The 18,873-nt window shown below is 65.5% G+C and carries 20 protein-coding genes; 12 read left to right on the top strand and 8 right to left on the bottom strand.

Annotated features, from left to right (window positions below; translation table 11 throughout):
- From DUGA2_RS21715 to DUGA2_RS21700, 4 genes are all read left to right on the top strand, one after another.
- Window positions 1-1,285: response regulator (locus tag DUGA2_RS21715; RefSeq protein WP_141753335.1), on the top strand; the 1,285-nt coding region annotated here is incomplete at its 5' end.
- Window positions 1,286-1,291: 6 nt separating this feature from the next.
- Window positions 1,292-2,110 (top strand): protein-glutamate O-methyltransferase CheR, encoded by an 819-nt coding sequence (locus DUGA2_RS21710; protein WP_070271564.1) that lies wholly within the window; start codon window positions 1,292-1,294, stop codon window positions 2,108-2,110.
- Complete coding sequence (locus tag DUGA2_RS21705; protein ID WP_070271553.1) at window positions 2,107-2,715, top strand: chemotaxis protein CheB; 609 nt, start codon at window positions 2,107-2,109, stop codon at window positions 2,713-2,715. The genes DUGA2_RS21710 and DUGA2_RS21705 overlap by 4 nt, the downstream gene beginning before the upstream one ends.
- On the top strand, window positions 2,715-3,914 hold the full coding sequence (locus DUGA2_RS21700; protein WP_070271552.1) for a hybrid sensor histidine kinase/response regulator: 1,200 nt from the start codon (window positions 2,715-2,717) through the stop codon (window positions 3,912-3,914). Before DUGA2_RS21705 ends, DUGA2_RS21700 begins: the two co-directional genes overlap by 1 nt.
- 11 nt (window positions 3,915-3,925) lie before the next feature.
- Here DUGA2_RS21700 and DUGA2_RS21695 read toward each other — a convergent pair whose 3' ends face one another.
- The 5 genes from DUGA2_RS21695 to DUGA2_RS21675 all read right to left on the bottom strand — a co-directional run bounded on the left by DUGA2_RS21695 (window position 3,926) and on the right by DUGA2_RS21675 (window position 8,905).
- Window positions 3,926-4,321: an EF-hand domain-containing protein gene (locus tag DUGA2_RS21695; protein ID WP_229212386.1), complete on the bottom strand. Its 396-nt coding sequence runs from the start codon at window positions 4,319-4,321 to the stop codon at window positions 3,926-3,928.
- 41 nt (window positions 4,322-4,362) lie between these two features.
- Window positions 4,363-5,955, bottom strand: a complete 1,593-nt coding sequence (locus DUGA2_RS21690) for a S10 family peptidase (protein ID WP_083296408.1) — start codon at window positions 5,953-5,955, stop codon at window positions 4,363-4,365.
- A gap of 156 nt (window positions 5,956-6,111) precedes the next feature.
- Complete coding sequence (locus DUGA2_RS21685) at window positions 6,112-7,188, bottom strand: BMP family ABC transporter substrate-binding protein (RefSeq protein WP_070271551.1); 1,077 nt, start codon at window positions 7,186-7,188, stop codon at window positions 6,112-6,114.
- A 25-nt stretch (window positions 7,189-7,213) separates the two neighbouring features.
- Window positions 7,214-8,065, bottom strand: coding sequence for an outer envelope protein (locus DUGA2_RS21680; RefSeq protein WP_070271550.1), 852 nt, complete (start codon window positions 8,063-8,065; stop codon window positions 7,214-7,216).
- Window positions 8,066-8,149: 84 nt separating this feature from the next.
- Entirely contained in the window at window positions 8,150-8,905 is a 756-nt protein-coding gene (locus DUGA2_RS21675) for a GntR family transcriptional regulator (protein WP_070271549.1), read from the bottom strand.
- 290 nt (window positions 8,906-9,195) lie between these two features.
- Here DUGA2_RS21675 and DUGA2_RS21670 point away from each other — a divergent pair, with 290 nt between their 5' ends.
- The 5 genes from DUGA2_RS21670 to DUGA2_RS21650 all read left to right on the top strand — a co-directional run bounded on the left by DUGA2_RS21670 (window position 9,196) and on the right by DUGA2_RS21650 (window position 14,921).
- Window positions 9,196-10,737 (top strand): ABC transporter ATP-binding protein, encoded by a 1,542-nt coding sequence (locus DUGA2_RS21670; protein ID WP_083296410.1) that lies wholly within the window; start codon window positions 9,196-9,198, stop codon window positions 10,735-10,737.
- The gene (locus DUGA2_RS21665) at window positions 10,724-11,812 is read left to right on the top strand and encodes an ABC transporter permease (RefSeq protein WP_070271547.1); all 1,089 of its coding nucleotides are present in this window, start codon (window positions 10,724-10,726) and stop codon (window positions 11,810-11,812) included. The genes DUGA2_RS21670 and DUGA2_RS21665 overlap by 14 nt, the downstream gene beginning before the upstream one ends.
- Complete coding sequence (locus DUGA2_RS21660) at window positions 11,809-12,735, top strand: ABC transporter permease (RefSeq protein WP_070271546.1); 927 nt, start codon at window positions 11,809-11,811, stop codon at window positions 12,733-12,735. Before DUGA2_RS21665 ends, DUGA2_RS21660 begins: the two co-directional genes overlap by 4 nt.
- A gap of 196 nt (window positions 12,736-12,931) precedes the next feature.
- Window positions 12,932-14,584: a PAS domain-containing methyl-accepting chemotaxis protein gene (locus DUGA2_RS21655; RefSeq protein ID WP_070271545.1), complete on the top strand. Its 1,653-nt coding sequence runs from the start codon at window positions 12,932-12,934 to the stop codon at window positions 14,582-14,584.
- A gap of 43 nt (window positions 14,585-14,627) precedes the next feature.
- Entirely contained in the window at window positions 14,628-14,921 is a 294-nt protein-coding gene (locus tag DUGA2_RS21650) for a 2Fe-2S iron-sulfur cluster binding domain-containing protein (RefSeq protein WP_070271544.1), read from the top strand.
- Here the strand turns inward: DUGA2_RS21650 and DUGA2_RS21645 are convergent.
- The gene (locus DUGA2_RS21645) at window positions 14,918-15,238 is read right to left on the bottom strand and encodes a hypothetical protein (protein WP_008443796.1); all 321 of its coding nucleotides are present in this window, start codon (window positions 15,236-15,238) and stop codon (window positions 14,918-14,920) included. The genes DUGA2_RS21650 and DUGA2_RS21645 overlap by 4 nt on opposite strands.
- 88 nt (window positions 15,239-15,326) lie before the next feature.
- Here DUGA2_RS21645 and DUGA2_RS21640 point away from each other — a divergent pair, with 88 nt between their 5' ends.
- Both DUGA2_RS21640 and DUGA2_RS21635 read left to right on the top strand, forming a co-directional pair.
- The gene (locus DUGA2_RS21640) at window positions 15,327-15,596 is read left to right on the top strand and encodes a thiamine biosynthesis protein ThiS (protein WP_070271543.1); all 270 of its coding nucleotides are present in this window, start codon (window positions 15,327-15,329) and stop codon (window positions 15,594-15,596) included.
- A gap of 1 nt (window position 15,597) precedes the next feature.
- On the top strand, window positions 15,598-16,686 hold the full coding sequence (locus tag DUGA2_RS21635; RefSeq protein WP_070271542.1) for a sialidase: 1,089 nt from the start codon (window positions 15,598-15,600) through the stop codon (window positions 16,684-16,686).
- A 6-nt stretch (window positions 16,687-16,692) separates the two neighbouring features.
- Here DUGA2_RS21635 and DUGA2_RS21630 read toward each other — a convergent pair whose 3' ends face one another.
- The gene (locus DUGA2_RS21630; protein ID WP_070271541.1) at window positions 16,693-17,298 is read right to left on the bottom strand and encodes a TetR/AcrR family transcriptional regulator; all 606 of its coding nucleotides are present in this window, start codon (window positions 17,296-17,298) and stop codon (window positions 16,693-16,695) included.
- An 87-nt stretch (window positions 17,299-17,385) separates the two neighbouring features.
- On the opposite strand from DUGA2_RS21630, the gene DUGA2_RS21625 reads away from it, so the two are divergent.
- Window positions 17,386-18,450: an MBL fold metallo-hydrolase gene (locus DUGA2_RS21625; RefSeq protein WP_070271540.1), complete on the top strand. Its 1,065-nt coding sequence runs from the start codon at window positions 17,386-17,388 to the stop codon at window positions 18,448-18,450.
- A 1-nt stretch (window position 18,451) separates the two neighbouring features.
- On the opposite strand, the gene DUGA2_RS21620 is transcribed toward DUGA2_RS21625, so the two are convergent.
- Entirely contained in the window at window positions 18,452-18,712 is a 261-nt protein-coding gene (locus tag DUGA2_RS21620; RefSeq protein WP_229214746.1) for a hypothetical protein, read from the bottom strand.
- Window positions 18,713-18,873: the final 161 nt, after the last annotated feature.

Genomic DNA, 18,873 nt, shown 5'->3' with positions numbered 1-18,873 from the left:
GGCCGGCGGCGCGGTCCTGCCGTCGCCGGTGCCCGCGCCCGCCGCGCCGCGCGTGCGCGCCTTCGCCGACGACCGCGAGCGCATGGCCGGCGAGGCCGGCGGCCGCAAGGTGCTGGTGATCGAGGACGACGCCGATTTCGCCCGCATCCTGTACGACCTGGCGCACGAGAAAAACTACCGCTGCCTGGTGGCCTTCGACGCCGACGAGGGCCTGGCGCTGGCGCGCGAATACCGGCCGGACGCGGTGCTGCTTGACATCCGCCTGCCGGACCGCTCCGGCCTGTCGGTGCTGCAGCTGCTGAAGGACGACGCCCAGACCCGCCACATCCCGGTGCACGTGGTGTCCGGCTCCGACAACGGCGAGGCCGCGCTGCACCTGGGCGCGATCGGTTTCGCGCTCAAGCCGGCCACGCGCGAGCAATTGATGGAAGTGTTCCGCCTCATCGAAGGCAAACTGACGCAGAAGATCAAGCGCGTGCTGCTGGTCGAGGACGACGACCGCCAGCGCGACAGCGTGGTGCAGCTGATCGCCGACGACGATGTCGACATCGTCGCCGTCGGCAGCGGCGAGGAAGCGCTGGCGCTGCTGCGCACCACCATCTACGACTGCATGATCATCGACCTCAAGCTGCCCGACATGCAGGGCAACGAGCTGCTGCAGCGCATGGCGGGGGCGTCGCTGGCGGCCTTCCCGCCGGTGATCGTCTACACCGGCCGCAACCTGTCGCGCGCCGAGGAGGCCGACCTGCACAAGTATTCGCGCTCCATCATCATCAAGGGCGCGCGTTCGCCGGAGCGCCTGCTGGACGAGGTGACGCTGTTCCTGCACAAGGTGGAGGCCGATTTGTCCAGCGAGCGGCAGGACATGCTGCGCACGGTGCGCTCGCGCGACCGCGTGTTCGAAGGCCGCCGCATCCTGCTGGTGGACGATGACGTGCGCAACATCTTCGCGCTGACCAGCGCGCTGGAGCACAAGGGCGTGCTGGTGGAGGTGGGCCGCAACGGCTTCGAGGCGATCGCCAAGCTGAACGAGGTGAGCGACATCGACCTGGTGCTGATGGACGTGATGATGCCGGGCATGGACGGCCTGGAAGCGACGCGCCACATCCGCCAGGACGCGCGCTTCGCCCGCCTGCCGATCATCGCCATCACCGCCAAGGCCATGAAGGACGACCAGGAGCAATGCCTGGCGGCCGGCGCCAGCGATTACCTGGCCAAGCCTATCGACCTGTCGCGCCTGTACTCGCTGCTGCGGGTGTGGATGCCGAACGGCGAACGGGGTTAAATGATGATGCAGCACAGCGATACCGACATCGAGCTCAAAGTGTTGATGGAAGCTATCTACATGAAGTACAGCTACGATTTCCGCGACTACACCGGCGCCTCGCAGAAGCGCCGCGTGCTGCACGCGCTGCGCGAGATGGAATGCGACAGCATCTCGGCGCTGCAGGCGCGCATCATGCACGAGCCGGCCGCGTTCAGCGCGCTGCTGCAATACCTGACGATACCGGTGACGTCGATGTTCCGCGACCCGACCTACTACGCCGCGCTGCGCGAACACGTGATGCCGGTGCTGCGCACCTACCCGTCGCTGAAGATCTGGATCGCCGGCTGCAGCACCGGCGAGGAAGTGTATTCGATGGCCATCCTGCTCAAGGAGGAAGGCTTGCTGGAGCGCAGCATGATCTACGCCACCGACATCAATCCGCAGTCGCTGGAGCAGGCGCGCAAGGGCGTGTTCCCGCTGGACGCGATGCGCGAGTACACGGAAAACTACCAGGCCGCCGGCGGCACCCGCAGTTTTTCCGAGTACTATACGGCGGCCTACAACGCCGCGCTGTTCGACAGCGCGCTGCGCGACAACGTCACCTTCGCCGACCACAGCCTGGCGACCGACGCGGTGTTCGCCGAGACGCACCTGATCAGCTGCCGCAACGTGATGATCTACTTTAAGAAGAAATTGCAGGAACGTGCCTTCGGCCTGTTCCACGAGTCGCTGTGCCACCGCGGCTTCCTGGGATTGGGCAGCAAGGAAAGCATCGATTTCTCCGCCTACGCGCCGGCCTTCGAGCCGGTGAACAAGCGCGAGCGCGTGTTCCGCAAGCGATGAGCGCGCACCTGCCCGCGATCCGCGCCGCGCTGGCCGGACGCACCGTGGAAGCGGTGGTGATCGGCGCCTCGGCCGGCGGCGTCGGCGCCCTGCTGCAACTGTTGCCGGGGCTGCCGGCGGACTACGGCCGCGCGGTGGTGGCGCTGCTGCACCTGCCGGAGTTCCGCCAGAGCCATCTGGCCGAGGTGTTCCAGCAGCGCATGGCGATGCCGGTGCGCGAGGCGGCCGACAAGGAAGCGGTGTCGTCCGGGACGCTGTATTTTGCCGGTTCGGGCTACCATTTGTCGGTGGAGTCGGACCGCAGTTTTTCCCTCAGCTGCGAGGCGCCGCTGCACTTCGCCCGCCCGGCCATCGATTACCTGATGGAATCGGCGGCCGACGTCTACGGCCCGGCGCTGCTGGGCATCCTGCTGACCGGCGCCAACCATGACGGCGCCGCCGGCATGGCCGCCATCGCCCGCGCCGGCGGCCTGACCGTGGTGCAAGACCCGGAGCAGGCCGAAGTGGCGACCATGCCGAGGGAAGCGATACGTCTGCACCGGCCGGACCTGGTCCTGCCGCTGGACGCCATACAAACACTGTTGTTGATGCTGGAGACGAATTGATGCAAGCCGAGCACCCGACCAAACTGCTGATCGTCGACGATCTGCCGGAGAACCTGCAAGCCTTGAACGCCATCGTGCGCGGCGAGGGGCGCGAGATTTTCCAGGCCGGCTCGGGCGAGGAAGCGCTGGCGCTGCTGTTGCAGCACGATTTCGCCATGGCCATCCTCGATGTGCAGATGCCGGGCATGGACGGCTTCGAACTGGCCGAGCTGATGCGCGGCACCGACCGCACGCGGCAGATCCCGATCGTGTTCGTGACGGCGGCCGGCAAGGAACTCAATTACTCGTTCAAGGGCTACGAGGCGGGCGCGGTGGACGTGCTGTACAAGCCGCTGGACGCGCGCGCGGTCAAGGGCAAGGTGCAGGTCTTCGTGTCGCTGTACGAGCAGCGCGATGCGGTGCGGCGCCAGGTCGAGGCGCTGGAAGAGGCGCGCCGCGAGCAGGAGCGCACGCTGGCCCAGCTGAACGCGGCGCAGGCCGGGCTGCAGCGCGCGCTGGCGATGCGCGACGAGTTCATGTCCATGGTGTCGCACGAGATGCGCACGCCGCTCAACACGCTGTACCTGGAGACCCAGCTGCGCAAGATGCAGCTGGAGCGCGGCAATATGGCGGCCTTCGGCGCCGAGCAGCTGCAGCGCATGGTGGCGCGCGACGACCGCCAGATCCAGAGCATCATCCGCCTGATCGACGACATGCTGGACGTGTCGCGCATCCGCAGCGGCAAGCTGTCGCTGCGGCCGGGATGGGTGGAGCTGTCGGGCTTGCTGGGGCGGCTGGTGCAGGATCTGACGCCGCAGGCCGCCACCGCCGGCAGCAGCATCAGCCTGGATGCCGGCACGCCGGTCAGCGGCTGGTGGGACGAGTTCCGCATCGAGCAGATCGTCGTCAACCTGCTGACCAATGCGCTGCGCTACGGCGCGCAGAAGCCGGTGCATGTGACGCTGCGGGTGGAGCCGGAACAGGTGCGGGTCGAGGTGCGCGACGAGGGCGCCGGCATCGCGCCGGAGTTGCAGGAGAAAATCTTCGAGCCATACGAGCGCGGCGTCGCCAACGAGGCGCCGTCGGGATTGGGGCTGGGCTTGTATATTTCGCGCGAGCTGGCCGAGGTGCACGAGGGTACGCTGGCCGTGCGCAGCGTGGTGGGCGAGGGCGCGGTGTTCACGCTGACCCTGCCGCGCCGCGACGCGCCGCCGGCCTGAGCGCCGGCCGTTCAGCGCGAGCGCGCTTCCTCGCGGCGCTGGATGATGAAGGCTTTCAAATCCTCGAAGTTGACCACGCCGCGCTGGGCGGTGTCGATATGGTCGAAGTTCTTTTCGACAAAGCCTAGCCCGGCCTTGCGCGCCTCCTCACGGCTCAGGCTGCCGCTACCGTCCAGGTCGGCTTCTTCAAAGCGTTTCTTCAGTTTTTGCATGGCCTGGTATTGCAGCACCGGGCCGGAGGCGCCGTCGCGCGGCGGCTTGCGCATGGCCGGCGGGATGTAGGGATCGGGATGCAGCGGCGCCGACATCATGGCCGGAACAACGGCGTCCGGCTGCGGCGCCTGGGCGTGCGCGCAGCCGCAGGCCACGGCGGCGGCCAGCATGGCGAATTGGAAAAGTTGCTTCATGATCGACTCCCCCGCGCCGTATGGTCAGCCTGGCGCATGGCTTATTGTGCCACTGTGACGCTATTGAAGAAATTAATCAAATCCGTTTGCTGGGCGCGGCGCGCACTGTCGTCTAGATACGTCATATGGCCGCTTGCATAATATTTGAGCACAATTTGCGGATTTGCACCGAGCCGCGCCAGGTCCAGCTCCGTCTGGTGGAAGGGCGTGGCCAGGTCGTGGTAGCCGTTCACCGCCAGGACTTTCATTTTAGGATTCAGCGTCATCGCGGCGGCCAGGTCCGGTATCGTGTCCGGCAACTGGCGGCCGTCGTGGCTGAAGTTCCAGCGGTCGACGATGTCGTTGCTGCTGATGTAGGCGGAACGGGCGCTGTAGTGCAGCTCGCCCGCCAGGTAGCTGGCGATGCCGCTGACAAAGGCGGAATTGATGACCGTCAGCGAAGGATCGCCGCCGGCCGCCAGCGCGCTGCCGTTGGCCGCCGACACGCGGGCGTCGTAGCGGCCCACCAGCTTGCCGGGCACGGCGTTGCGCTGGTAGTAGTCCGGCCCCATGTCGAAGTTCTGCTGCCAGGTCAGCGCCGGCAGGCCGGTGTAGCCGACCAGCTGGCCGATCACGGCGGCCGGCGGCGCCACCTTGCTCGCCAGGTAGGCCGAGATGGCGCTGCGGTAGTCGCCGGCGGCAAAGCTGCGCGCCTGCTGCACGTAGGCGCTGAAGTCGGTCGGCAGCGGCGTGCCGAGCTGGTAGTAGGCGCTGGTGGCGGCGTAGGTCGGGATGTAGCCCTCGCAGCTGATGGCGCCAGGGTCGAGCACGCCGCAGTTGCTGTTGTAGTCCATGATCGACGATTGCAGCACCAGCGCGGCGACCGGCACGCCGGCCGTTTCCAGCAGGTTGGCCAGCACCGCCGTGCGCGGCGTGCCGTAGGATTCGCCGAACAGGATCTTCGGCGAGGCCTCGCGCTTGTTGACGGCGATGTAGCGCTGCACGAAATCGCGGAAGGCGGCGGCGTCCGCGTCCACGCCCCAGAAGGTCTGGTTGGTATTGGGCGCGATGGCTTGCGAGTAGCCGGTGCCGATGGCGTCGACGAACACCAGGTCCGACTGCGCCAGCAGGGTTTCCTGGTTGTCGACCAGTTGCGGCGTGACGATGGCGGCGCTGGGGATGGTGCTGACCAGCCGGCGCGGGCCGAACGAACCCAGGTGCAGGTAGGTGGAGGCGGAACCGGGGCCGCCGTTGTAGAAGAAGGTGACGGGCCGCTTGGCCGGATCGGCGCCGGGCACGGTGTAGGCGACGTAGAAGAACGAGGCGGAAGCCTTGCCGGTGCGGGCGTCGGTGGCGGTCAGGTGGCCGGTGGTGGCGGTGTAGTTGAACTGCTGGCCGCCCAGCTGGATATGGCTGGCGATGACGGCGGCGTTTTCATTGGGAGCGGACAGCGAGGCGCTGGCGAGGCTGGAATAGGCCAGCGTATCGTCGTAGGAGCCGGGCACTGCCGGGGTGACTGGCGTGACCGGCGCGGGCGTCTCCGCCACGCTGGAACCGCCGCCGCCGCCGCAGGCGGCCAATATTGCGGCACAGACGACGAGCGCCGCATCGCGCAGAGCCGATCGCCACCTTTGCAATTTTGTCGGATATGCCACTGTGCTCTCCACCAGGCCGGGATCCCAATTATGATCCCGGCTTGCGTGGAATGCATCATAAAAAAGGGGTCAAGTCTGACATTTGGACACGGGCTCAACCCTAGTGGCTTGCCACAGTCGAGTTCGTGTCCAAATGTCAGACTTGACCCCCGGGGTTTACTTCGGAATCGCGCCGTCCACGCCCTGCACGTAGAAGTTCATCGACAGCAGGTCTTTCAGCGGCACCACCACGCCGGCGGCGTATTTGATGGCGCCCGACTGGTCCTTGATCGGGCCGGTGAACGGCGCGAAGGTGCCGGCCGCCAGCGCGGCCTTCTTCTCTTCGAAGGCCTTGGCCGCGTCCGCCGGCACCACGGCGTTCAGCACCGACATCTTGACCATGCCTTCCTTCATGCCGCCGTGGTAGTCGCCGGATTTCCAGGTGCCCGCCAGCACCGCCTTGGCGGTCTCGGTGTAGTAGGGCGCCCAGTTGTTGGTGGCCGCCGTCAGGTGCGCCTTCGGCGCGAACTTGGACATGTCCGAATCCCAGCCGAACGCGTACACGCCTTTTTCCTGCGCCACCTGCAGCGTGGCCGGCGAGTCGGTGTTCTGCGCCATCACGTCCGCGCCTTGCGCCACCAGGGTTTCCGCCGCCTGGCGTTCCTTGGCCGGGTCGTACCACGAGTTCACCCAGATTACCTTGGTCTTGATGCCGGGATTGACGCTCTGCGCGCCCAGCGTGTAGGCGTTGATGTTGCGGATCACCTCGGGCACCGGGAAGGAGGCGATGAAGCCCAGCGTCTTGGACTTGGTCATCTTGCCGGCGATGACGCCGTTCAGGTAGGCGCCTTCGTACAGGCGCGATTCATAGGTGCCCAGGTTCTTGCCGGTCTTGAAGCCGGTGGCGTGCATGAACACCACGCCCGGCGTGGCCTTGGCAACCTTCTCGGTCGGGTTCATATAGCCGAAGGAGGTGGTGAATATCAGCTTGTTACCCTCCGCGACCAGCTTGCGGATCACGCGTTCGGCGTCCGCGCCTTCCGGCACGTTTTCGACGTAGGTGGTCTTGACCTTGGCGCCCAGCTCCTTCTCCATCGCCAGGCGGCCCTGGTCGTGCGCGTAGGTCCAGCCGGCGTCGCCGACCGGGCCGACGTAGACGAAGCCTATCTTCAGCGGCTCCGCCGCAAAGACAGAGGCGGAGGCGGACAGGCAGATGGCGGCGGCCATGGCCAGCATTGTGCGGCGATTCATCATGCGGTTTTCCTTTGAGTGGCGGGGTTTAGAAGTGGTATTCGGCGCGGACCATCGGCGTTTTCGCCGTGGCGCCAGGGTTGTTGGTGTCGGAGTTGCCGAACTTGTTTTTCCAGAACTGGTACTCGATGCCGACCTTGAAGGTGTTCTTGCCCGCGCCGACGGCGCCGCTCAAGTCGTACATGATCTGCATGTCGATATTGGTCTCGCGCGCGGTGTCGCCGCCGAATTCGTTCTTGCCCTTGGTGCCGATGAAGTTGGCGAAGCCTTCGAACGACAGCGGGATGCCGATGTTGAACGGGATGCCCCATGCCGCGGTCAGCATCGGGTGGGTCTTGTAGGCGTAGCGCGGCGTGGCGGCGCCGGTGAAGGTGTTGAACGGCGCGTTGCTCTCCCACAGCGCGAACAGGCTGACGTCGAGGAAGCCCGGCACGTCCAGCATCAGCGTGGGGCCGGCGACGATCATGCGCTTCTTGGAGTTGTAGCCGGCGTCGGTCTTGCTGTTGAAATCGAAGCCCGCCGTGGCGCCGACGCCGCGCACCGGACCGAAGGCCCAGCTGCTGCCGGTGACTTTGCCCAGGTCCAGCGTGTGGCGGTACAGCGCGTACGCTTCGTGCGCGCCGCTCTTGGCGCCGGCCGACGATGGATCCACTTCCGACGACATCAGGAAGTCGACGCTGAAGAAGTTCTTGCCGTACTTGTAGCCGGAAACGCTGGACAGGTTGACGATGTTCTTGGTGATGTCCTTGTTGTTGAACGGCTCGGCGAACTTGGTGCCGTAGCGGTAGCTCAGCGAGGTGTCGCTCCAGTCGGCGGCGTGGGCTGCGCAGGCGCAGCTGGCAAGGAGGGCGAGGGCGGTGCGGGTGACAAGTGGCGACATTTTTTTTGAACTCCATTCAGAGGACAGCACGGTTTATAAAAACTTCTTTTGTATCCAATCCCTAGCAATTCTCGGGCCACGGCGTTAGAAGCCGGACAGCGCCTCGGCCAGGTTCACTTTCTTGTCCTGCTCATTCAAATGCAGGCGCGCTTCGATTTCCTGCAGGTGGTGCTCGATCAAATGGGTGGCTTCCCTGACCTTGCCCTGCTCGATCAGCGTGGCCAGGTCCTGGTGTTCGTCGTTCTCGCACATCGGGGCGCCCGGGGTTTCGTACAGCGCGATGATCAGCGAGCAGCGCGACACCAGCTCCGCCATGAAGCGCTGCAGCACCTGGTTGCCGGCCAGTTCCGCCAGCAGCAGGTGGAACTCGCCGCCCAGGCGTATCCAGCCGGCGCGGTCGCCTGTGCGGCGGGCCTGGTCCTCGGCATGCAGCGCGGCGCGTATCTGCTTGAGCGAGGCAGGCGTGGCGTGGCGTATCACCAGCGGCACGATCTCCCTTTCGATGGCGCGGCGGGCGGCGAAGATGTCGCGCGCCTGCTCCGGCGTGGGCGAGGCGATCACCGCGCCGCGATTGGGCCGCAGCTCGATGATGTGGTCGTGCGCCAGCCGTTGCAGCGCCTTGCGCACGGTGGTGCGGCTGACTTGATACAGCTCGCAGAAGTCGGCTTCGCCCAGGTGGGTGCCGGGCGGCAGGCGGTGGCTCATGACGGCGTTGACGACGGCGCGGTAGATGCGAAGGTCGACGGCGGTGGTGCCGCGCTTGATGGCGGCGGCAGGCGCGTTCGCAGCGGTGGCCTCGTGGGCGGCCTTGCGGGGTTGGCGTTTGCCTGGTGATGGCATTGTTCGATTCTCCGTGAGGGTGGTGCTCACACTGCATAAAGCAGGAACCATGCTAACTACATCGTGTACAACAATCCGCTGCGAAGCTGTCTTGTATTGTGTACGAAACGACTTTGTTCTGTCCTCATTTTCGAGCGTTGCGCACGTTTTTGGGGAGGAAGTGTGTCATATTTAGTGCACTCTCCCGCCCAAAACGGCGCGTTTCCGGTGCGCCGTGCGTGGCATGTAAATTGCGTCTGTTTTTGTATTCAATTTGTATACGATGAGGGAAGCCGATGACGGAAGCGCCGATGACAGAGCCGCGCCTGAGGATGCTGGGCATCTCCAAGATCTACCCTTCCGTGGTGGCCAACGCCGCCGTCGACCTGACCGTCATGCCCGGCGAAATCCACGCGGTGCTGGGCGAGAACGGCGCCGGCAAGAGCACGCTGATGAAGATCATCTACGGCGTGACCAAGCCCGATGAAGGCCAGATCATGTGGGAGGGGAAGCAGGTCCACATCCACTCGCCGCACGATGCGCGCAAGCTGGGCATCGGCATGGTGTTCCAGCACTTCGCGCTGTTCGAAACGCTGACCGTGGCCGAGAACATCGCGCTGGCGCTGGACGACCACGTGACGCCGGCCGCGCTGGCGCCGCGCATCCGCGCCGTGTCCGAACAATACGGCCTGCCGCTGGACCCGCAGCGGCTGGTGCACAGCATGTCGGTGGGCGAGCGGCAGCGGGTGGAGATCGTGCGCTGCCTGCTGCAGTCGCCGCGCCTGCTGATCATGGACGAGCCGACGTCGGTGCTGACGCCGGACGCGGTGCTCAAGCTGTTCGAATCGCTGCGACGCCTGGCCTCCGAAGGCGTGAGCATCCTGTACATCAGCCACAAGCTCGATGAAATCCAGTCGCTGTGCGACAAGGCCACCGTGCTGCGCGCCGGGCGCGTATCCGGCACCGCCAATCCGAAAGAGGAAAGCGCCAAATCGCTGGCGGAGCTGATGATAGGCCGCGAACTTCCCGTCTGCGTGCATCGGCCGCGCGAGCCGGGCGAGGTGCTGCTGTCGCTCGACCGGCTGAATGTGCGCAGCGACGATCCGTTTGGCACGCGCCTGAAGGATGTCGGCCTGGCGCTGCGCAGCGGCGAGATCGTCGGCATCGCCGGTATCTCCGGCAACGGCCAGCAGGAGCTGTTGAAAGCCATCTCCGGCGAACGCCCGCTGGCTGTGGGCGGCGGCGCGATCCGCCTGTGCGGGCGGGACGTGGGCAAGCTCGATGCGGCGCAACGCCGCCAGTTGGGACTGGGCTTCGTGCCGGAAGAGCGCTTGGGACGCGGCGCCGCGCCCGAGCTGTCGCTGGCCGACAACGCGCTGCTGACCGGCTATCTGCCGGCCGCCAATACCGGCATGGTCAGGCGCGGGCTGATACAGCGCGGCGCGGTGCGCGAGTTCGCGCGCAAGGTGATCGAGCGCTTCAACGTCAAATGCGGCGGCGAGCAGTCGGCTGCGGCCAGCCTATCGGGCGGCAATCTGCAGAAGTTCATTGTCGGCCGCGAGATCGCGCTGGCGCCGAAGGTGATGGTGTTCGCGCAGCCCACGTGGGGCGTGGACATCGGCGCCGCCATGCTGATACGCCAGGCCATCATCGACATGCGCGACCAGGGCGTGGCGGTGCTGGTGCTGTCGGAGGAGCTGGACGAATTGTTCATGATGAGCGACCGCATCGCCGTGCTGGCGGACGGCCGTTTGTCGCAGGCGGTGGCGGCGTCCGCCACCAGCATCGACCAGATCGGCGTGTGGATGAGCGGCGATTTCGATCACCAGGGAGCAGACCATGTCGCGGCTTGAACGACGTCCCGAACCTTCGCGCCGCATGATGCTGGCGTCGCCGCTGATCGCGGCGGCGGCCATGCTGCTGACCGGCTCCGCGCTGTTCTTCTTCCTGGGGCAGGAACCGCTGCATGCCTTCTACGTCTACTTCATCAAGCCGTGGACCACGCTGTACGGCGTGGGCGAGCTGCTGCTGAAGGCGACGCCGCTGATCCTGTGCGGCGTGGGCCTGGCGATAGGCTTCCGCGCCAACGTCGCCAACATCGGCGCCGACGGCCAGCTGACGGTGGGCGCCATCGCTGCCGGCGCGGTGGCGCTATATTTCGACGAGGTGCAGGCATGGTGGGTGCTGCCGCTGATGCTGGCGGCGGGCGCGCTGGGCGGCATGCTGTGGGCGGCCATCCCCGCGCTGCTGCGCACGCGCTTCAACACCAGCGAGATTCTCGTGAGCCTGATGCTGGTGTACGTGTCGTATCACTTGCTGAGCTACCTGGTGCACGGGCCGATGCGCGATCCGGCCGGCTTCAACTTCCCGCAGTCGAAAATGTTCAGCGATTCGGCCACCTTGCCGCTGCTGGTGGAGGGCTTGCGGCTGAACGCGGCCTTCATCCTGTCGCTGGTCGCGGCGGGGGCGGCCTGGTTCTTCTGCAAGCACACGTTTGCCGGCTACCGCATGCAGGTCAGCGGCATGGCGCCGGCCGCCGCGCTGTACGCCGGCTTCAGCGAGCCGCGCAATGTGTGGCTGGCCTTCATGGTCAGCGGCGCGCTGTCGGGCATTGCCGGCGTGGGCGAGGTGGCGGGGCCGCTGGGGCAGATGCAGCCGTCGGTGTCGGCCGGCTACGGCTTTGCGGCCATCATCGTCGCCTACGTCGGCCGCCTGCATCCGCTGGGCGTGGTGTTGTCGGCGGTGCTGATGTCGCTGCTGTACATCGGCGGCGAGACGGCGCAGATCGAGCTGCAGGTGCCGTCGGCGATCACCGGCATGTTCCAGGGCCTGCTGCTGTTCTACCTGCTGGCCGCCGACCTGTTCATCCACTATCGTTTCAAGCCGCACCATCGCCGCTTGCCTGTCACCGCCGGAGAAACCGCATGATCAGCACCGAACTGTTAATCGCCTTCCTCGCCAGCACGGCGGGCGCCGCCACGCCGCTGGTGGTGGCCTCGATAGGTGAGCTGGTGACGGAGCGCTCCGGCGTGCTCAATCTGGGCATGGAGGGCATGATGCTGGTGGGCGCGGTGGTGGGCTTCGGCGTCACGCTGGGCACGGGGCAGATGTGGCTTGGGCTGCTGGCGGCGATTGCGGCCGGCATGCTGATGTCGCTGATCTTCGGCTTCCTGGTGCTGACGCTGCAAACCAACCAGGTGGCCACCGGCCTGGCGCTGACCTTGTTCGGCATCGGACTGTCGGCCTTCATGGGGCGCGGTCTGGTGGGGCAGACGGTGGAGCCGATGCCGCATCTGCACTTCCCGCTGCTGTCGGATGTGCCGTTCGTCGGGCCGCTGCTGTTCCGTTTTGACGCAATGGTGTACGGTTCTGTCGCACTGGTGCTGCTGGTCGGCTGGATGCTGGCGCGTACCCGCATCGGACTGGTGATACGCGCGGTGGGCGAGTCGCCGCACAGCGCGCATGCGATCGGCTATCCGGTGATCGGCCTGCGCTACGGCACGGTGCTGTTCGGCGGCGCCATGGCTGGCCTGGGCGGCGCCTACCTGTCGCTGGCGCTGACGCCGATGTGGGTCGAGGGCATGACGGCGGGGCGCGGCTGGATCGCGCTGGCGCAGGTGGTGTTCGCGACGTGGAAGCCACGCGGCGTGATGGTGGGCGCCTATCTGTTCGGCGGCGTGACGGTGCTGCAGTTCCACGGCCAGGGCATGGGGCTCGATATCCCGTCGGAGTTCCTGGCGATGCTGCCCTACCTCGCCACTATCGTTGTACTAGTCATCATTTGCCGCAATCCGCAAGCAATCTTGCTGAATAAACCAATGTCTTTGGGCCAAAACTTCAAGCCGGATTGAGATATGTTGCGTTTGCGCACAGGAAAATTGATCTAGATCAAAAATCCGCAGTAAAAACTGGTGGTTAACATTCCCGGCGACAATTGGTGACTTTTGCGCAGGGATCCCCCCCCTATTCTGGACTCATCGGCTACCGGCCGATGGCGCTCCCCAAACCCCGGCACGCCCCTTCCATAACGATAATTAAGGAACGGCCATGCGCATCAACAGTCCAGTCACTCAAAACGAATACCTGATGGAAGACGGCAAGACCATTGTCTCCAGCACCGATTTGCAGGGCAATATCAACTACGCGAATCCGTATTTCATCGAGGTCAGCGGCTACACCGAACAGGAGCTGCTGGGCGCGCCGCAGAATATCGTGCGCCATCCGGACATGCCGGTCGAAGCCTTTGCCGATCTGTGGCAGACCATCCGCAGCGGCATGCCGTGGACCGGGCTGGTGAAGAACCGTTGCAAGAACGGCGACTACTACTGGGTGCTGGCGAACGTGACGCCGGTGATCGAGCAGGGCAAGCCGGTCGGCTATCTGTCGGTGCGGACCAAGCCCAGCCGCGCGCAGGTGCGCGAGGCCGATGCCTTGTACCGCCAGTTCAAGGCCGGCAATCCGCAGCGGCTGCGCATCGTCAACGGACGCGCGGTGGGGACCGGCATTGTGGCGCGGCTGGCGGGGTTGATGCGGATGTCGCTGGCGCGCCAGATCGGCGCGGCGACGCTGCTGACCGGCGGCGTGCTTGCCGTGCTGGCTTTTGCCTTGCTGGGCCTGGGCGACGCGGGCGTCGCCGCTGTGCGCAGCGGCTTGGGGGCGCTGGCGCTGTGCGCCATGCTGGGCATGGTGTGGTTCGGCCGCAGCCTGTATCTGAACGTGGCGCTGCCGCTGCGGCAGGCGACGCGCGCTGCGCGCATGATGGCGGGCGGCGACCTGACGGCGGCCTTCGATGTCCAGCGCGACGATGAAATGGGCCAGCTGCTGGCGGCGCTGCGGCAGACCAATATCAATCTGCACAGCATCATCGGCGACGTGCGCGCGAACTTCGACGAGATCTCGGTGGCGACCGGGGAAATCGCCGACGGCAACCTGGATCTGTCGGGCCGCACGGAGTCGCAGGCCTCCAGCTTGCAGCAGACCGCGGCCAGCATGGAGCAGCTGACATCGACCGTCCAGCAGAGCGCCAGCAATGTCGCCAGCGCCAACCAGTTGGCCGGGCAAGCGTCGGCGGTGGCGGCGCAGGGCGGCAGCATCGTGTCGCAGGTGGTGTCGACGATGGACGACATCAGCGCCTCGTCGAACAAGGTGCTCGACATCATCGGCCTGATCGACGGCATCGCCTTCCAGACCAATATCCTGGCGCTGAATGCGGCGGTGGAGGCGGCGCGCGCCGGCGAAGAGGGACGCGGCTTTGCCGTGGTGGCCAGCGAGGTGCGCAACCTGGCGCAGCGTTCGGCCACGGCGGCCAAGGAGATCAAGACGCTGATCGACCAGTCGATCCGCAAGGTGCAGGCCGGCACGGTGCTGACCAACAGCGCCGGCGTAACGATGAACCAGGTGATCGAGTCGGTGGACCGGGTGTCGCGCGTGATGGAAGAGATTTCGAACTCCACGCGCGAGCAGAGCGTTGGCATCGACCAGGTCAACCAGGCGGTGATACAGATCGACGACATCACGCAACAGAACGCGGCGCTGGTGGAGCAAGCCGCCGCCGCCGCCGGCAATCTGGCGCAGCAGACGCGGTGCGTGTCGCAGGCGATGGCCGTGTTCAAGCTGCAGGGTGGTGTGGCGGTGCGGCGCGTCGCCGTGGCGCCGGCGCCGCAGGTGGCCGCCAAGCCCCGGCTCAAGCTGTTGGCCTGATCGGGTTATCATGCCGGTTTGACGGGGCAAATCGGGAATCGGCATGGATGCTGCGGTAAAGGTGACGTTGGCGGGGCAGGGATGGCGCTTCGACGCGCAGGCGCCGGCCACGGTGCTGCAAAGCGCCGAGCGCGCCGGCGTGCGCCTGCCCAGCTCCTGCCGCAACGGCACCTGCCGCACCTGCATCTGCCTGAGCACCAGCGGCACGGTGCGCTACCTGATCGAGTGGCCCGGCCTGAGCCTGGACGAAAAGCGCGAAGGCTACATCCTGCCCTGCGTGGCCATCGCCGTAACCGACCTGGTCATCGAGGCGCCCGCCGCTTCGCGGATCGCTTAGGTCGCCGGGCCGTCGTCGCGCTTGCGCAGGCGGCTTAGCAGCGCGTCGGTCGATTCGCTGAGCGGCACGCCGTGGCGCCGCATCAGCTGGATATTCAGCACCATGTTTTCCAGCACCAGCTTGGCCGCCACGGCCAGCAGGGTCAGGTGCTTGTCTTCCTCGCTGAAGCTCTCCATCGCCTCGGCCATCTCGCACAGGTGGTTGGAGATCAGGCCGCGCAGATCGTGTTCGTCGAACGGCAAGTCGGCGAAATCGATCGGGTCTTCCTTCTCCACTTCCTCCATCAACAGTTCCAGCTCTTGCGGTGTGATCGTCATGCGGCGCTCCATTAGTTGATGCATTTTCATTTTATTCGAAACGGGCATAGAATCTGAATTCCCGTCGATCAGACCAATAAGCACAACGATGGCGCAACTCATTTTTACCCAGCAACTGGGCCGCTTCATGGATGTGCCGCAGGTGGAGACCAAGGCGGCAGATCTGCGCAGCGCCCTCGACGCCACCTTCGCCGACCACCCACGGCTGCGCGGCTACGTGCTCGACGAGCAGGGCCAGTTGCGCGAGAACGTCGTCATCTTCATCGACGGCCAGCGCACCCGCGAGCGGAAAATCTTGAACGACGCGCTGGCTCCCCTATCCAAAGTCTATATCTTGCAAGCTCTCTCTGGAGGTTGACATGTCCGACCGCGCCTACATCGGCACCCGCAAAGGTCTGTTTGAAATCTACCGCACCCATGAGGCGTGGCATATCGATCAGCAGCACTTCCTGGGCGACCCGGTGTCGATGGTGCTGCCGGACCGGCGCGACGGCGCGCTGTACGCGGCGTTGAACCTGGGCCACTTCGGCGCCAAGCTGCACCGGCGCGATGCGGGCAGCGACAACTGGGTCGAGGTGGCGGCGCCGGCCTTTCCCACCAAGCCCACCGACTCCGCCGATCCGGTCGAGTGGACGGTCAAGCAGATCTGGTCGCTGGCGGCGGGCGGGCCGGACCAGCCGGGCGTGCTGTGGGCCGGCACCTTGCCGGGCGGCCTGTTCCGCTCGAACGACCGCGGCGAGACGTGGCAACTGGTGGAAGGGCTGTGGAACGTGCCCGAGCGCGCGCAGTGGATGGGCGGCGGTTACGACGTGCCGGGCATCCACAGCATCTGCGTCGATCCACGCGACAGCAGGTCAGTGCTGGTCGGCATCTCCTGCGGCGGCGCCTGGCTGACCACCGACGGCGGCGAGAGCTGGTCGCTGCGCGCGCAAGGCATGAAGGCGAACTATATGCCGCCGGAAATGGCGGATGTGCAGCAGATACAAGACCCGCACCGCATCGTGCGCTGCCCGGCCGAGCCGGACAAGCTGTGGTGCCAGCATCACAACGGCATCTGGCGCTCGGTGGACAACGGCGCCAACTGGACCGAGGTGCACAGCGCGCCGCTATCGAATTTCGGTTTCGTGACGGCCGTGCATCCCAAGGATGGCGAGACGGCCTGGTTCGTGCCGGCCGAGGCGGACAGCAAGCGCATCGCGGCGCATGCGGCCCTGGCCGTCACCCGCACCACGGACGGCGGCAAGCACTTCACCGCCTGGCGCGGCGGCTTGCCGCAGCAGCATTGCTACGATCTGGTGTATCGCCACGGCCTGGCCGTCAGCGATTGCGGGCAGATCCTGCTGATGGGATCGACCACCGGCGGCGCCTGGCTGTCGGAGGATGGCGGCGGCCAGTGGCAGACCATCTCCACCACCTTGCCGCCGATTTACTCGGTCAGTTTCGCCTAGCCTGATTCAGCCGGCGTAGGCCAGGAACATATCGACGGTCGCTTCGACCACTTTCTTTTGCATGGCCGCGTCCAGCGGCGGCTGGTTCAGCGTCACCTGCGGCCAGAAGGCGAAGGTTTTCAGCTGGCCGGTCAGCATCTGCGGGGCCAGCACCGGATCGGCCTTGGTCAGCTTGCCGTCGGCCTGGGCGGCGCGCAGCCAGGCCACGGCTTCCTCTTCCTTGCGGGTCAGCCGCGTCACCATCTCCTGCGCCCGCTCGGGCGAGTGGATGGATTCGGCGATCGCCACCCGCGCCAGGTCGAGGAAGTAGCTGTCCTGCAGCATGGCCATCTTTTTCCATAGCAAAGCCAGCAATTGCTCGCGTACCGGCACGGCCGGATCGTAGGGCTGCTGCTCCTGTGCCATCGAACTATTCCACAACTCATGCAATATTTGCGCGAACAGTTCGTCTTTACTGGGGAAGTGGTTGTACACCGTGCGCTTGGAAACACCGGCGGTGGCGGCGATCTTGTCCATGCTGGTCGATTCGAATCCGCTGACACGGAACTCGGCGATGGCGGCTTCGACGATGGCCTGGCGTTTGCGGTCGGTCAGTTTGAGGGGCGTGTTCATGGCTTTATTTTACACCGACTAGTTTACTTTTCAAAAAATAAGAACTACACTGTGTAGTGTACATTGTCAATCCAGGAGTCGCCCGTCATGACTTATCAATCCGTTACCGCTGAATCCGCCCTCGATGGTTTGTCCGTGCCCAGCGCGCCGCGTACCCGCGACGGCAAGTTCCGCAATCCGGTGAAGATGCACCAGATGGGCTTCTTCAAGTCGCTGGGCGTCATGCTGCGCTTTGCCTTCGACAAGCCGAAGGACACCGTTCCGCGCCAGGCTATCCCCGTTCATGCGATCACGCAGCAGCAGTTATTGGATGCTCCGGATCGCAGCCTGTTCCGCCTCGGACATTCGACGGTGCTGCTCAAGCTCAACGGCCATTTCTGGCTGACCGATCCGGTGTTTTCCGAGCGCGCGTCGCCGGTGCAGTGGGCCGGGCCGCAGCGTTTCCACCAGGCGCCGATCAGCATCGAAGAGCTGCCGCCGATCAAGGGCATCATCCTGTCGCACGACCATTACGACCACCTGGACTACGCCGCCGTGATGAAGCTGGCCGCCAAGACCGAGCATTTCATCACGCCGCTGGGCGTGGGCGACCGCCTGGTCGCCTGGGGCATACCGGCCGCCAAGGTGCAGCAGCTGAGCTGGTGGGAGGCTACCCATGTGGCCGGCCTGAAGCTGGTGGCGACGCCGGCCCAGCACTTCTCCGGCCGTGGCCTGAGCGACCGCAACAAGACGCTGTGGGCCTCGTTCGTCATCGAGGACCGCGACGTGAAGGTGTTTTTCAGCGGCGATAGCGGGTACTTCGACGGTTTCAAGGAAATCGGCCGCAAGTTCGGCCCCTTCGACCTGACCATGGTGGAAACCGGCGCCTACGATCCGCAATGGCCGGATGTGCACATGCAGCCGGAGGAATCCCTGCAGGCCCACATCGATTTGCGCGGCAAGGTGATGCTGCCGATTCATAACGGCACCTTCGATTTGTCGCTGCACGCGTGGCACGACCCCTTCGACCGCATCGCCGAGCTGGCGGCGGACCGCCGCTTGCCATTGGCCACGCCGGAGATCGGCCAGGCGCTCGATATCCGCCTGCCGCTGGCCGATGGAAAATGGTGGGAAAGGGTGAAGGAACAGGAAGCGGCGATGGCCGCCGCCTGAGTCAGGCGACGACGTTGATCAGCTTGCCGATGGTCTCGCCCTGGGCGTTGATCTGCGGCTTGGGCGGCGCGGCCAGGTCGGCCGGCAGCACCTGCTGCGCGCGTGACGGTTTCTCTATCGCATTATTCAAATTCGGGGTTGGCGCCGCTTTCAATGGCGGCGCGGACGCCTGATCGCTCTCGCGCTGGCTATCGCTCAGCGTCTGCTTGTCCTTGGTCAGCTGCTGGCGGCTTTGCTCCAGCCGGTTGGCGTCCTGGCTCACGCGTGTCTGGTCCGTTTGCACCTGCCTTTCGGCCTGTGCTATCGATGCCTGCAGCGCACTGACGGACGTTACGGAAGCCACAATCTAACCTCTAGGCAAAAATTCTGGACATAGCAAGGCAGAATCGTGTTGAGCACGATCAATTGCAGATTAGGCTAGAA

This window comes from Duganella sp. HH101 (assembly GCF_001758795.1).
In the GTDB taxonomy this organism is placed as follows: Bacteria; Pseudomonadota; Gammaproteobacteria; order Burkholderiales; family Burkholderiaceae_D; genus Rugamonas; species Rugamonas rivuli.
This window is presented reverse-complemented; position numbering and strand designations above follow the sequence as displayed.